Genomic DNA, 13563 nt, shown 5'->3' on the forward strand with positions numbered 1-13563 from the left:
CCCGCCGAACCGCGAAGCGGTTTCGGCTTGAATGAATTGTTAGGGCGCTACAGCGGATGCTTATCACGCAGCCCGTTGAGCTCACCCATCAACTTTTCGCAAGTCTGGCATACCTGCCGCAATTGATCAGCGGAAAAGATGACTTCTTTAACGGGCTCGACGAACACTGGCGTAGTGACGGCGATGGCGTGACGCCCAAAGGCCTCAATGCTCCAACGGGAATGCATGACTGTGTTCCGCGTCTCGCGAATCTGATGCGCGCGGCGGAGCCAGCTCTTATATGCCTTGAAGGCAAGCGAAGTGCTGCCAAGCTTATCCCGCGCCTGTTTTTCAATTCTTCTGAGGAGATCGGCCGCAGCAAGGTCCTCAGCGATGGAGGGATAGGAATCTAGATCCTTGCCCTGATTGTGCCAAGCAACACACAAATGAAGCGCTGTGATGAACCGAGAATAGGTGAAAACAAACTGCCCGATAAGGCCTGATATTTCGCTTTCCGCAGCGTCGCGTCTCGCGAACATCTCGGTGCCTGACATTGAGCTGAAATCGTCCATAGCGCCCTAACGCTAATTAGATCCCGTTTCGGGACGATATCACCGTATGGTCGGCACGCTAGCGAGTCCCGTCAATTCAAAGATTTCTCACGCCCATCAAAGACTTGGAGCGGGAAGAAACATGTCCCGCGGACTTCCTCCCTCCGTGTTATCAGTCAAATGTGAGGTGATATCGGATATCACCTGCAAATTGTCGTGATATACAACCCGCGAGCCCCCGCCAGGGGCCCGGTCACTTGGCGGAAGTTCGCCACGTGTATCCCGCCAATGGACGCTTGTTGCCGTCTCGCGTGCTGTATATCGCACGCCAACGGCGCCTCTCGCCTGCAACGCCAGCGCCACAGGGCAGCCAAACAAAAACGGGCGACCCAAGGTCGCCCGTTCTGCATTCCATCGCCCCCCTGCCGCCGAGGTGGGCCAGGCACACTCAATCCGCCCAATGCCCTCGCACGTTCGCCGTCGGCAGCACCACCGCCGAAAGCTTGTCGTCGCCGTTGAGCAGGCGCACCGCGTCAGCCAGGATCGCCGCCGACTCACGCAGCAACGGATCCGGGCGGCTGTCGGCCAACTTCTCGCGCGCGGCATCCTTGGCGATGTCGCGCTCGCTGGCGGCCAGGCCGTCGTCCGCGCTTTCGTCGGCCAGCGGGTCCAGCGCCAGGCCCAGCGCCTTGCGTTCTTCCTGGCGCTGCTTGCGCTTGGCTTCGTTGCCGTCACGCTCCGCGCGGCGCTCGGCCTCGTTCAGCGACACCGCCTTCTTCGCGCGCTCGGCCTTGAACCGCGCGACGTCCTCGGCCCACCACTGGTACTCCTTGTTGTCGGCCACGCGCTTGTCGTGCAGCGCGCGCAGCTTGGGCAGCAGCGGCTCGAAGTTGCCATAACGCGTGTGCGGCACCGCGGCGATGCGCGTCCATGGCAGGGCATTGTCGTAGGTGCTCTCGCCAAACTCGCTGGCATCCACCGACGCCGGGAACGCGATGTCCGGCTCCACGCCCTTGTGCTGCGTGGAGCTGCCGTTGACGCGGAAGAACTGGGCAATGGTCAGCTTCACCTGGCCAAAGCGCGCAGTCTCGTTGGCCGGCCAGCGGTCCAGGTCCACCAGGTTCTGTACGGTGCCCTTGCCGAAGGTGGTCTCGCCGATCACCAGGCCGCGACCGTAATCCTGCATCGCGCCGGCAAAGATCTCCGACGCCGACGCGGAGCCGCGGTTGATCAGCACCGCCAGCGGGCCTTCCCACGCAATGCCGGCGTCGCTGTCGGATTCCACGCTGACGCGGCCACCGGACTCGCGCACCTGCACCACCGGGCCACGGTCGATGAACAGACCCGACAGCTCGATCGCCTCGGTCAGCGAACCGCCGCCGTTGTTGCGCAGGTCCAGCACCACGCCGTCGACCTTCTCGCCGCGCAGCTGGGTGAGCAGCTTGGCCACGTCGCGCGTGGCGGACGCGTAGTCGCCGTTGTTGCGGCGGCGGCCTTCGAAGTCCTGGTAGAAGCCCGGCAGCTTGATCACGCCGATGCGCTTGGCCGGCGTCTTGCCCGCGGCCGGGATGGTGATGACCTCGGCCTTGGCGGCCTGGTCTTCCAGCCGCACCTTGTCGCGCACCAGCACCACGCGCACCGGCTGGCTGTCGAGGCCGGCCTCGGCGGGGATCACGTCCAGGCGCACCTTGGTGCCCTTCTTGCCGCGGATCTTGGCCACCACGTCGTCGATGCGCCAGCCGATCACGTCTTCCATCGGTCCGCTGTCGCCCTGCCCCACGCCGACCACGCGGTCGCCGGGCTTGAGCTTCTTGGAATTGCCGGCCGGGCCGCCGGGCACGATCTCGCGGATGGCGACCACGTCGTCCTGTCGCTGCAGCACCGCGCCGATGCCTTCCAGCGACAGCGACATCGACAGGTTGAAATTGTCGGCCGAGCGCGGGGTGAAGTAATCGGTGTGCGGATCCACCGCGTTGGCGTAGCTGTTGACGAAGGTCTGGAACACGTCCTCGCCCTTCAGCTCGGCGATGCCCTTGGCCAGGTTTTCGTAGCGCTTGTCCAGCGTCTTGCGGATGTCCTCAGGCTTCTTGCCGGCCAGCTTCAGGCGCAGCCAGTCGTTGCGCACGGACTGCTTCCACAGCTCGTCGAGCGCGGCCTTGTCGGTGGCCCACGGCGCGTCCTCGCGGTCGTAGACAAAGCTGTCGTTGCCGGCGAAGTCGAAGATGTCCTGCTTCAGCAGCGCGCGCGCATGGGCCACGCGGGCCTCCACGCGCTGGCGGTACACGGCGAAGATGGCGTAGGCGGCGGACATGTCGCCGCGCTTGAAGCCGTCATCCAGCTTGGTCTTGTACGCGTCGAACTTGGCGATGTCCTGGGCGGTGAAGAACTGCTTGCCCGGGTCCAGCGCCTCCAGGTAGCGCTTGTACATGTCGGCCGCCAGCGCATCGTCCAGCGCCTTGGGTCGGTAGGCATAGCGGCTGTCCGACAACAAGCCGTACACCAGCTTGGCGGCGGTGGCCTGGTCGGCGGTTGGGGCGTTGGGCAGCGCGGTGCCGCTGTCGGCACGGGCCATCAGCGCGAACGGCGCGGACAGCAACAACGCGAGCAGGGTTTTCTTGACTGTCATGGGGGAGCTTCTGTGGCCGCGGGGGGCCGGAACCTGGGAGGCGGATTGCACGTTCAGGATGGTCCATGCTTCGACCACCCCACAGTGCCGAAAGTTGCGGCCGGTGTCATCCGACCATGCCCCAAAAACCAACGCCCCGGGGCGCGAGGGGCGGCCGGGGCGCAGTCGGGGTTCAGGTTGTCGAGCGGTCAGGCCGTCGCGACGCCTGCTTCCTTGGCCGAACGGTCGGCGTGGTACGACGAGCGCACCAGCGGCCCGGAGGCCACGTGGCTGAAGCCCAGCTCGTAGCCGTAGACCTCCAGCGCCTTGAACTCGTCGGGCGTCCAGTAGCGCAGCACCGGGTGGTGGTGCGCCGAGGGCTGCAGGTACTGGCCGATGGTGACCATGTCCACGTCGTGCGCGCGCAGGTCGCGCAGGGTGGCCTGCACCTGCTCCATGGTCTCGCCCAGGCCCAGCATGATGCCGCTCTTGGTGGTCACGTCCGGGTGCTGCGCCTTGAACTTCTGCAGCAGGGTCAGTGACCACTGGTAGTCCGCGCCCGGGCGCACGTTGCGGTACAGGTCGGGCACGGTCTCGATGTTGTGGTTGAACACGTCCGGCGGGTTGGCCGCCAGGATCTCCAGCGCGCGCTCCATGCGGCCCTTGCCGCGGAAGTCCGGCGTCAGGATCTCGATCTTGGTGCTGGGGGTGAACTCGCGGATCGCGGCGATGCAGTCGACGAAGTGGCCGGCGCCACCGTCGCGCAGGTCGTCGCGGTCGACGCTGGTGACCACCACGTACTTCAGGCCCATGTCCTTGACGGTCTGCGCCAGGTGCAGCGGCTCGGCGGCATCCGGCGGCTTGGGTCGGCCGTGGGCCACGTCGCAGAAGCTGCAGCGGCGGGTGCAGACCTCGCCCAGGATCATGAACGTGGCGGTGCCGTGACCGAAGCACTCGTGGATGTTGGGGCAGCTGGCCTCCTCGCACACGGTGACCAGGCGGTTCTCGCGCAGCTTGGCCTTGAGCTGCTGCACCGAATTGCCCGAGGGGATGCGCACCCGGATCCACGACGGCTTGCGCAGCACCGGTGCCTCGGCAAACTGCACCGGGGAGCGGTTGATCTTGTCGCCGGCCAGCTGCTTCGCGCCCGGTTCGAGCGACGCGGGGGCCTCGCCGCCCACGACTGCGAGCGGGATGGACTTGGGGGCGGAGTCGGTCATTGCTGCTGCGGTGCCTATGCGGATGGCCGCGCAGGGCGCGGCCGGGGCGGATGGCCACGCAGGCCGTGGCCGGGCCGGGCGCGTCCGCCAGTCGGGGCGCGCTCGCGAGGGGGTCAGCCGAACGACGGCGGCGCGGCGGGTTCGACCGTCAGCCCGAACAATCGGGCGATGTGGCCGACCAGCACCGGCTTGACCGCGTCCAGGCCGGACGGGCCGCCCAAGTCTACCATCGACGTCACCGCCATCCCCGCGTAACCACAGGGATTGATACGTTGGTAGGGGGACAGGTCCATGGCGATGTTGAAGGCCAGGCCGTGGAAGGTGCGGCCGTTGCGCACGCGGATGCCCAGGGCACCGATCTTGGCCCCGTTCACGTAGACCCCGGGGGCGCCCTCCAGGCGACGGGCCTCGATGTTCCAGTCGGCCAGGGTGTCGATCATCGCCTGCTCGATGCGGCAGACGTATTCCTTCACCCCCACCTTGAGCCGCTTCAGGTCGAGCAGCGGGTACAACACGATCTGGCCGGGGCCGTGGTAGGTGACCTGACCACCGCGATCGACCTTGATGACCGGGATGTCGCCGGGCATCAGCACGTGCTCGGGCTTGCCGGCCTGGCCAAGGGTGAACACCGGGTCGTGCTCCACCAGCCACAGCTCGTCCGGGGTGTCGGCGGTGCGGGCGTCGGTGACGGCCTGCATGGCGCGCCAGACCGGCTCGTAGGGCTGCCGGCCGAGGTCGCGGACACGGGCTGTCGGGGCGGTCGGCTCCGGCGTGTCGGCCAAGCCGCCGAGCGGGCAGGCAGAGGCCTCCGCGGCCGTCTGACCCTCGGCCAGGGCCGCAGTGTCAGCACCCTGCCCGCTGCTCACAGCGTCCACTTCACTTCGGGATGGCTGCGCAGGAGCTCGTGGGCGCGGTCGTATTCCTCGCGGCTGTCCACCTTGAAGCTGATCCGCACCGACACGTAGCGGCCATTGCTGGAGTGCTTCCAGGTCACGGTCTCCTGGACGACGTCGATGCCGGCGTCCATCAGGAGGTTGGGCAGTACGGTCTCCAGGTCCTTCTCGGCGGTGCCCATGGCACTGATCTCGAAGGTACCGGGGAACTGGAAGCCGTGTTCGGGGTTGTTGGATGTGATTTCCATGGAGGTGATTATGGGTCCGGGGGGCGTTAATCCCAAGGCAAGGGCGGTGGGTGCTGGGACGGAGGCGGAGGACGGGGACGTTGCTCCAGCCCTCCGTCGCGGCATCCTGCCGCGAGTCGGGCCGCGGACCATCCATGGTCCGCTTTTCCGCAACATCCCCGCCCTCCACCTCCTGACCATGCGGGGTGGGGGCAGAGTGCAAAGACAAAAGCCGGCTTTCGCCGGCTTCGTCTGACTTGCGTTGAGGGGGCGCCTCAGTCGGCGTACCACCACATCAGCAGCTCGTGCCACAGGCGCTTGAAGAAGCCGGCCTGCTCGATGGCGTTGATGGCCACCAGCGGGCGCTGGGCCACGACCTTGCCGTCCAGCATGACCTTCACCGTGCCGATGGCCTGGCCCTTCTTGATCGGGGCCACCAGCGACTTGGGCACGTCCATCATCGGCTTGAGCTGGTCGTACTTGCCGCGCGGGATGGTCACCAGCATTGGCTCGGCCACGCCCAGCTGCACTTCGTTTTCCTGACCCTTCCACACCTTCTGCTGGGCGATCTGCTTGCCGACGTCGTACAGCTTGTGGGTCTCGTAGAAGCGGAAGCCCCAGTTGAGCAGGGCCAGGCTGTCGCTGGCGCGCTGCGCCTCGGAGGTGGAGCCCATCACCACCGAGATCAGGCGCTGGTCGCCACGCTTGGCCGAGGCCATCAGGCAATAGCCCGCCGCGGCGGTGTGGCCGGTCTTGATGCCGTCGACGGTGCTGTCGCGCCACAGCAGCAGGTTGCGGTTGGGCTGGGTGATCGGGCCGACGGTGAACTCCTTGATCTTGTTGTAGGAGTACGCCGTGGGGAAGTCATGGATCAGCGCGCGGCCGAGCATGGCCAGGTCGCGCGCGGTGGACACGTGGCCCTCGGCCGGCAGGCCATGCGGGTTCACGAAATGGCTGTTCTTCATGCCGATGCGCTGCGCATACATGTTCATCAGCTGCGCGAACGCGTCGGTGCTGCCGGCCACGTGCTCGGCCAGCGCGATGGCGGCGTCGTTGCCCGACTGCACCACCATGCCCTTCTCCATCTGCTCCAGCGGCGCGGTCTTGTTGACCTCGAAGCCGGAGTAGCTGCCGTCGGTCCCGGCGCCGCCCTGGCGCCAGGCGTTCTCCGACATCATCACCTGGTCGGTTTCCTTGATCTTGCCACCCGCCAGCTCCGCGGCGATGACGTAACTGGTCATCACCTTGGTGATGCTGGCCGGCTCGAGCTGGGTGTCGTAGTTCTCGCCCGCGAGCACGTTGCCGCTTGCCGCATCCACCAGGATCCACGCCTTGCCGGTGATGGCCGGGGGCGGCGGTACCGGCAGGGCGCTGCTCAGCGCGGCCGGCGGCTTCGCGGGCGACGGCGTCTGCTGGGCCACGGCCAGGCCGACGGCAAAGGTGGCCAGGGCGGCCACCGCGAACCCGCGCAGGGCCGTCATGCCGGGGGCCGTGCGGGTGCGGGGGGAGAAACGGACTTTCATGGTTGAGCGGCTCCGGGAGGCCGGGGGTGTCCGGCCGGGGTGATCAGGAATATTAGTCGTGCACGAACTGCGGCTGGCCAAAGCCGAGGCCGACCAGGCGGGCGCTCAGTTCGGAGGCGGCGCTGGCCGCCAGCGGGCCGACCCGCAAGCGCCACACGCTGCGCCCATTGGCGCTGCCATCGTGCAGGCTGGCACCGGCGATGCCGGCGCCGCGCAGCAGGTCCAGCGCACGGTCGGCATTGCCACGGGTGGCAAAACTGGCCACCTGCAGCGTGACGGTGCCGGCATCTGGCACGGCGGCGGCAACGGCCTTGGCCACCTGGGTGGGCGATGGCGGTGGCGGCGCGGCGGCGGCCACGGTCGCCTTCGGAGCGGCGCCCTCGAAGGCGGGGGTCGCGGTCTCGGCAGATGCGCTGCCCTTGCCGGCGCTGCCCACCGCGGCGTTGTCGGCGTTCGCGCCCACGGCGCGCGGCGTGCCGGTGGCCACGGTGAGGCGACGCGACTTCATCCACGCGTCGAACTCGTTGGCGGTCATCGGCTTGCCGTCCTGGCGCATGTCGAAGCGCTGTTCGGTACCGCCGGCCGCAACCAGGCGATCCATCGGGCTGGGTTTGGATCCGCGAGGCTCCGCCCGCGCAAGGCGCGTGTCGCCATCGGGCGTCAGCGCACGCACTTCCACCCGGCCGGTACCGCGATGGGTGATGCCCAACTTGACTGCGGCGGCGTAGCTCAGGTCGATGATGCGTCCGGCGTGGAACGGTCCGCGGTCGTTGACGCGCACCACCACCGACTTGCCGTTGTCGAGGTTGGTGACGCGGACAAAGCTCGGCAGCGGCAGCGTCTTGTGCGCGGCGGTGAAGGCGTACATGTCGTACACCTCCAGGTTGGAAGTGCGGCGGCCGTGGAATTTCTGGCCGTAGTAGGACGCGGTGCCCTGCTCCACGTAATCCGTCGCGTCATCCAGCACGCGGTACTGCTTGCCCAGCACGGTGTAGGTGGAGCGGTTGCCGGCGCGCGAGCGCGGTTCGGCCACCACCTCCGGCTCCGGGATGGCGTCCACGTCCGGCACGTGGTCCGGCGTGCTGTCGGGCACGCCCGGCTTGTACAGGCCGCCGGCAACGTAATCGCCACGGGTGCCAGGGTCTTCCTGCGCCGGGGCGTAGGGCGAGACCTTCTTCGGCGGCGCGTGATGGCCGGGGGCCGGCGTTGCGGCCGTCGGTGCCTCCGGCGGCGGCGACTTCTTCGGTGCGCTGGCACAGGCAGCCAGCCCCAGCACCATGGTGACGGCGAGCAGCCGCCTCATGCGCCCGGCTGCCCTTCCGCAACCGCGGCCAGCGGGTTCTCACGCCCGGCCACGGCTTCGGACAGCTGGTACACCGCCATCGCGTAGTGCTTGGAGATGTTGTAGCGGGTGATGGCGTGGAAGTTGCGGAAGCCAAACCAGTACTCGGGGCCGCTGACGCCGTCGAACTTCAGCACGGTCGCGGCCTGCACGCCGGGCACGTCGACCAGCGGGCGGAAGCCGCGGGCGGCCAGTTCGGCCATCGGCACTACCGGCTCCAGCGATTCGGGTTCGAGGTCGCGCGCGTTGGCGTCGCGGTTGGCGCGTACGGTGACCGGTGCACCGCGCATCCAGCCGCCCTTCTTCACGAAGTAATTGGCGATGGAGGCGAACACGTCGTCGGTGCTGGTGAACAGGTCGCGCTTGCCGTCGCCGTTGCCGTCCACCGCGTACTCGCGGTAGCTGGACGGCATGAACTGGCCCCAGCCCATCGCGCCGGCATAGCTGCCGGTGAGGGTGGTGATGTCCAGGCCGGTTTCCTTGCCCAGCGCGAACAACTGCGCCAGTTCGCCGCGGAAGAATGCCTCGCGCCGGTTCTCGCGGTCGGCCTTGGCCGGGTCGCCGCTGCGCGGGTAGGCGAAGGCCAGGGTGTAGAGCGCGTCCACCACCCGGTACTTGCCCATGTTGGCGCCGAAGCTGGTTTCCACGCCGATGATCGAGACGATGATCTCGGCCGGCACGCCGTATTGCGCTTCCACGCGCGCCAGGGCATCGCGGTGGGTGGCGAGGAATGCCTTGCCGCCGTCGATGCGCGCCTGGGTGATGAAGATCGGGCGGTAATCGCGCCACGGCTTGGCTTCGGCCGGTCGCGACATGGCGGCGATGATCGACTCGCTGATCTGCGCCTTGGCCAGCACGGACTCGATGTACGCCGTCTCGACGCCGTACTGGGCCGCGGTATCGCGCACGAACGCCGCCTTGGCTTCGGCCAGCGGCATCGCCGGCAACGGCGGGGGCAGCGGGTCGGTGCCGGGCGTGGCGATGGATGCAGGCGCAGGAGTGGTGCCGGAACCGGCGCTGGGAGGAGACGGCACCTGCGTCGCGCAGGCCGCCAGCACGAGCGGGAGCACGCAGAGCGCGGTCCGGCGGGTGAAGTCGGTTTTACTCATCGCGACGAGGGTAGCACGCGAAAGTTGGCACTAAAAACCATGGGTTTTGGCCGGCCTGAACACCTCAGTCAGGTTCACGCGGGACTGCATGCCGCCCAACTCAGCGGCCATGCACCGGGCGATGCGCCCTCACCGCCATCACCACGCCCAGTCCGGCAAGCAGCGAGACCGCCGACGTACCGCCATAGCTCAGCAGCGGCATCGGCACGCCCACCACCGGCAACAGGCCGGAGATCATGCCGCCGTTGACGATCACGTACACGCAGAACGCCAGGCCCAGCGCGCCAGCCAGCAGCCGTGAATAGCCGTCGCGCGCGTCGGCCGCGATCCACAGGCAGCGTCCCACCACGAACAGGTACAGCGCCAGCACCGTGGCCACGCCCACCCAGCCGAATTCCTCGCTGAGCACGGCGAAGATGAAGTCGGTGGTGTGCTCGGGGATGTAGTTCAGGTGCGACTGGCTGCCCTCGCCCCAGCCCTTGCCGGTGAAGCCGCCGCCGCCGATGGCGATCTTCGACTGGATGATGTTCCAGCCGGTGCCCAGTGGGTCGGATTCCGGATTCAGGAAGGTGAGGATGCGGTCCTTCTGGTACGGGCGCAGCAGCCAGAACCACGCCACGGGCGCGATCGCCGCCACGCCACCGAATGCCAGCCCGAACCACCACCACGGCAGCCCCGCCAGGTACAGGGCGAACGCGCCGCTGCTGGCGACCAGCATGGCGGTGCCGAAATCGGGTTGCTTGAGGATCAGCAGCGTGGGCACGCCGATGATCACGCCCGCCACCAGCACCACGTTGAGCCGCGGCGGCAACGGCTGCGTGTTGAGGTACCACGCCACCATCATCGGCAGGCTGAGCTTGAGCAGCTCGGCCGGCTGGAAATAGAACACGCCCAGGTTGATCCAGTGGTTGCCGTGCTTGCCCTCGCCCACCACCAGCACCACCAGCAACGGGATCAGGGTGAAGGCATAGACCAATGGGGTCCAGTTGCGCAACTGCGTGGGCGGCACGCGCGACAGCGCCCACATCGCGCCCATGCCCACGGCAAAGCGCGCGCCCTGCGCCATCACCAGCGTCGGCGAACCACCGCCCGCGCTGTACAGCACCGCCAGGCCAATGGCCATCAGCGCCAGCAGCGCGGCCATCAGCGGCGCGTCCAGCGTGCGCAGGAAGTGCACCGCCAGGCCATACAACCAGCGCAGGATGGCGCTCATCGGCGGGGCTCCCGGTTGGGGTCCGTGGCGGCCGGCATCGAGGCCGGGCGTGCAGGCGCGTTAGTGGGAGTCGCCGTCCGTGCGGGCGCGTCTTGGCTCGCCGGCGATGGCCGCACGCTGGGCGCCGTCGTCGTGGCCGGCGTCACCGCCGGCTGGGTCGTCGCTGAGGCGCTCGTGCCGACCGCCACTGGCGCGGCAATGGCTCCCGCAAGTGGTGTCCCCGGCCGGCTGGCCGCGCTGGGCGCGGGCGGCTCGGGCATCTTGCCCAGCAGCCACGCGTCAAAGATCTTGCGCGCGATCGGCGCGGCAGTGCTGCCGCCATAGCCGCCGTGCTCCACCACCACCGCCACCGCGATCTTCGGGTTGTCCGCCGGCGCATAGCCAACGAACAGTGCCTGGTGGCGCAGGTTGTACGGCAGGTGGTGCGGGTCCACGCTCACGCTGCCCTTGCGGCTCACTTTCTGCGCGGTGCCGGTCTTGCCCGCCATCAGGTACGGCGCGCCGCGGGCCATCGCCGCACCGGTGCCGCCACCGTGGATGGTGGCGATCATGCCTTCCTGCACCGCAAGCAGGTGCGCCGGGTTGTCGGTGATGCGCGAAGGCGCGGGCTGGGGCAGCGGCAACCATGGCGCCTCGAAGCCGTCGCGGCGCTGTGCCACCAGATGGGGGCGGCGCAGGTCGCCGCCGTTGGCGATCGCCGCGGTGGCGCGCGCCAGTTGCAGCGCGGTGGCCACCCAGTAGCCCTGGCCGATGCCGGAGATCACCGTCTCGCCGGGATACCAGTTCTCCTTCGAGCGCTTGGCCTTCCACTCCGGCGACGGCACCACGCCCTCGTTCTCGCCCGCCAGGTCGATACCGGTGGGCTGCCCGAACCCGTACTTGCGCATGTACTGGTCGAAGGTGCGGATGCCCATCTCGTAGGCGAGCTTGTAGTAGTAGAAATTCACCGACTGCGAGATCGACTTGCGCAGGTCGGTCCAGCCGGCGCCGCCGTGCGCGTCGCGGTAGCCGCGGCGCTGGCCGGGAATGTGGAATTCACCGGTGGAGAACACCTTGTCCTCCGGCGTACGCAGGCCGCTGTCCAGGCCGGCGAGCGCCACCATCGGCTTCACCGTGGAGCCCGGCGGGCCGCCGCCCAGCACGTTGCGGTTGAACAGCGGGCGCGACGGGTTGTCCATCAGCGCGCGGTAGTCAGTGTGCGAGATGCCGTTGACGAACAGGTTGGGATCGTAGCCCGGGAGGCTGACCATGCCGAGGATCTCGCCGGTGGACGGCTCGATCGCCACCGCGGAGCCATCCATGTCGCCGAAGGCGTAGACCATGGCCTGCTGCAGGTCCAGGTCGAGGCTCAACCGCAGGTCGGCACCAGGCATCGCGGGCACGCGTCCCACCATCCCCATCGGCCGGCCGTCGACGTTGGTTTCGATCTTCTCGTAGCCGATGCGGCCGCGCAGCGCCTCATCGTAGTAGCGCTCCAGGCCGGTCTTGCCGATGTGGCTGAAGGCCGCATTGGCCTCGCCCAGCAGCTCGGCGTCCTTGGCGTCCACGCGGCCGACGTAGCCGATCACGTGCGAGAACAGGTCGCCGTACGGGTAGCGGCGATTGAGGTAGGACACCAGTTCCACGCCGGGGAAGCGCCACTGGTCCACGGAGAACGCGGCGGCCTCCTCTTCGCTCAGGCGCAGCTTCAGCGCCACCGGCTTGTAGCCGCGCGCGGCGCGACGGCCCTCTTCATAGCGCTTGAGGTCGTCCTCGCTCAGCGCCACCACTTTCGACAGGGCGGGCAGCCACTTCCCGGAGTCACCGGCTTCGCGCGGGGTGACGTCCAGGCGGAACGCGGGCACGTTGTCGGCCAGCAGGCGGCCTTTGCGGTCATAGATCAGGCCGCGCCCAGGCACCACCGGCTGCAGCTTGATGCGGTTGGCCTCCGAGCGAGTGGCGTACTCGTCGTGCTGCCACACCTGCAGGCGGAAGTACCACAGGGCCAGCCCGCCCAGCGCCAGCATCACGCCGACGAACGCCAGCGCGGAGCGGCGGCGGAACTGCTCGGCTTCGGCCGCACTGTTCTTGAGGATGCGGCGCCCGCGCCGTGGACGCATGGCTCAGCCCCTTCGCCAGCGGCCGTAGCGCGCCGCGTCCAGGGTGAGGAACACCAGCGGCCACAACACCATGCCCGCCACCGGCGCCAGCCAGAACATGGCGGGCAACGCCTTCAGGCCCAACGCCAGATGGATGGCCGCGGCGACGATGCGGTCGTTGAACAGCAGGCCACCGATGGCCAGCGCCTGCTGCGAGATCGGGAAGAAGCGCAGCCGCGCGCGGAAGCGCTGCAGGATGAAACCCATCACCACCAGCCGCAGCGCCTGCTCGCCCAGCAGCGTGCCGAAGGCCAGGTCGGCGACGAGGCCCACCAGGAACACCACGCCCAGCCCCACCCGGTCGGGCTCCTCGATCATCCAGTAGGCCAACACCAGCGCCAGCCAGTACGGGCGCAGCGGCTGCAGCATCGGCGGCAGCGGCAGCAGGCCGAGCAGCAGCGCGACGACCACGCTCAGTGGCAGCACCCAATGGGTCAGCGTGCGGCTCATCGGCGGACTCCTTCGTCGGTGGTCGGCGGCGGAGGCGTGGTTGTGCTTGCGGGTCGCGATGCGGGCGAGGTGGCGGCGGGGACGCGGGTCACCGGCGCCGGCTGGGCCCCGATGGCCCCGGTGGATGCTTCTGCGTTGGTCGCCCCCGCGGTCGCTGGAATGGCCGGCGCGGGTCGACGCGGGTAGCGGATCTCCAGGGCCGGTGATGCCGGCACGACGGGGCCCGAACCCGCTTCGGCGGCCGGGTTGAGGGCGGCGGGCGAGGCGGGGTTCGTCGCCGGGCCCGGAAGGGCGGTGCCGTTGGCTGGGGTGG

The 13563-nt window shown here is 68.5% G+C and carries 11 protein-coding genes; all 11 read right to left on the reverse strand.

Annotated elements, in window-relative coordinates; translation table 11 throughout:
* Window positions 1–47 precede the first annotated feature (47 nt).
* On the reverse strand, window positions 48–551 hold the full coding sequence (locus tag N800_RS14250; protein WP_036140120.1) for a hypothetical protein: 504 nt from the start codon (window positions 549–551) through the stop codon (window positions 48–50).
* Between the two features lie 427 nt (window positions 552–978).
* Window positions 979–3156, reverse strand: coding sequence for a carboxy terminal-processing peptidase (locus N800_RS14255; protein ID WP_036140125.1), 2178 nt, complete (start codon window positions 3154–3156; stop codon window positions 979–981).
* Between the two features lie 188 nt (window positions 3157–3344).
* Window positions 3345–4355 (reverse strand): lipoyl synthase, encoded by a 1011-nt coding sequence (gene lipA / locus N800_RS14260; protein WP_036140128.1) that lies wholly within the window; start codon window positions 4353–4355, stop codon window positions 3345–3347.
* A 113-nt stretch (window positions 4356–4468) separates the two neighbouring features.
* Window positions 4469–5137, reverse strand: coding sequence for a lipoyl(octanoyl) transferase LipB (gene lipB / locus N800_RS14265; protein ID WP_052108288.1), 669 nt, complete (start codon window positions 5135–5137; stop codon window positions 4469–4471).
* An 80-nt stretch (window positions 5138–5217) separates the two neighbouring features.
* On the reverse strand, window positions 5218–5496 hold the full coding sequence (locus tag N800_RS14270) for a DUF493 family protein (RefSeq protein ID WP_036140130.1): 279 nt from the start codon (window positions 5494–5496) through the stop codon (window positions 5218–5220).
* A 254-nt stretch (window positions 5497–5750) separates the two neighbouring features.
* Window positions 5751–6956, reverse strand: coding sequence for a D-alanyl-D-alanine carboxypeptidase family protein (locus N800_RS14280; RefSeq protein WP_036140135.1), 1206 nt, complete (start codon window positions 6954–6956; stop codon window positions 5751–5753).
* A 94-nt stretch (window positions 6957–7050) separates the two neighbouring features.
* On the reverse strand, window positions 7051–8301 hold the full coding sequence (locus N800_RS14285) for a septal ring lytic transglycosylase RlpA family protein (RefSeq protein WP_036140142.1): 1251 nt from the start codon (window positions 8299–8301) through the stop codon (window positions 7051–7053).
* Window positions 8298–9449, reverse strand: coding sequence for a lytic murein transglycosylase B (gene mltB, locus N800_RS14290; RefSeq protein ID WP_036140145.1), 1152 nt, complete (start codon window positions 9447–9449; stop codon window positions 8298–8300). The genes N800_RS14285 and mltB overlap by 4 nt, the downstream gene beginning before the upstream one ends.
* A 100-nt stretch (window positions 9450–9549) precedes the next feature.
* Entirely contained in the window at window positions 9550–10662 is a 1113-nt protein-coding gene (gene rodA, locus N800_RS14295; protein WP_036140146.1) for a rod shape-determining protein RodA, read from the reverse strand.
* Window positions 10659–12761, reverse strand: coding sequence for a penicillin-binding protein 2 (gene mrdA / locus N800_RS14300; RefSeq protein ID WP_052108287.1), 2103 nt, complete (start codon window positions 12759–12761; stop codon window positions 10659–10661). Before mrdA ends, rodA begins: the two co-directional genes overlap by 4 nt.
* A 3-nt stretch (window positions 12762–12764) precedes the next feature.
* On the reverse strand, window positions 12765–13250 hold the full coding sequence (gene mreD / locus N800_RS14305; RefSeq protein WP_036140149.1) for a rod shape-determining protein MreD: 486 nt from the start codon (window positions 13248–13250) through the stop codon (window positions 12765–12767).
* Window positions 13251–13563: the final 313 nt, after the last annotated feature.

It is taken from the genome of Lysobacter daejeonensis GH1-9 (assembly GCF_000768355.1).
Taxonomy (GTDB): domain Bacteria; phylum Pseudomonadota; class Gammaproteobacteria; order Xanthomonadales; family Xanthomonadaceae; genus Aerolutibacter; species Aerolutibacter daejeonensis.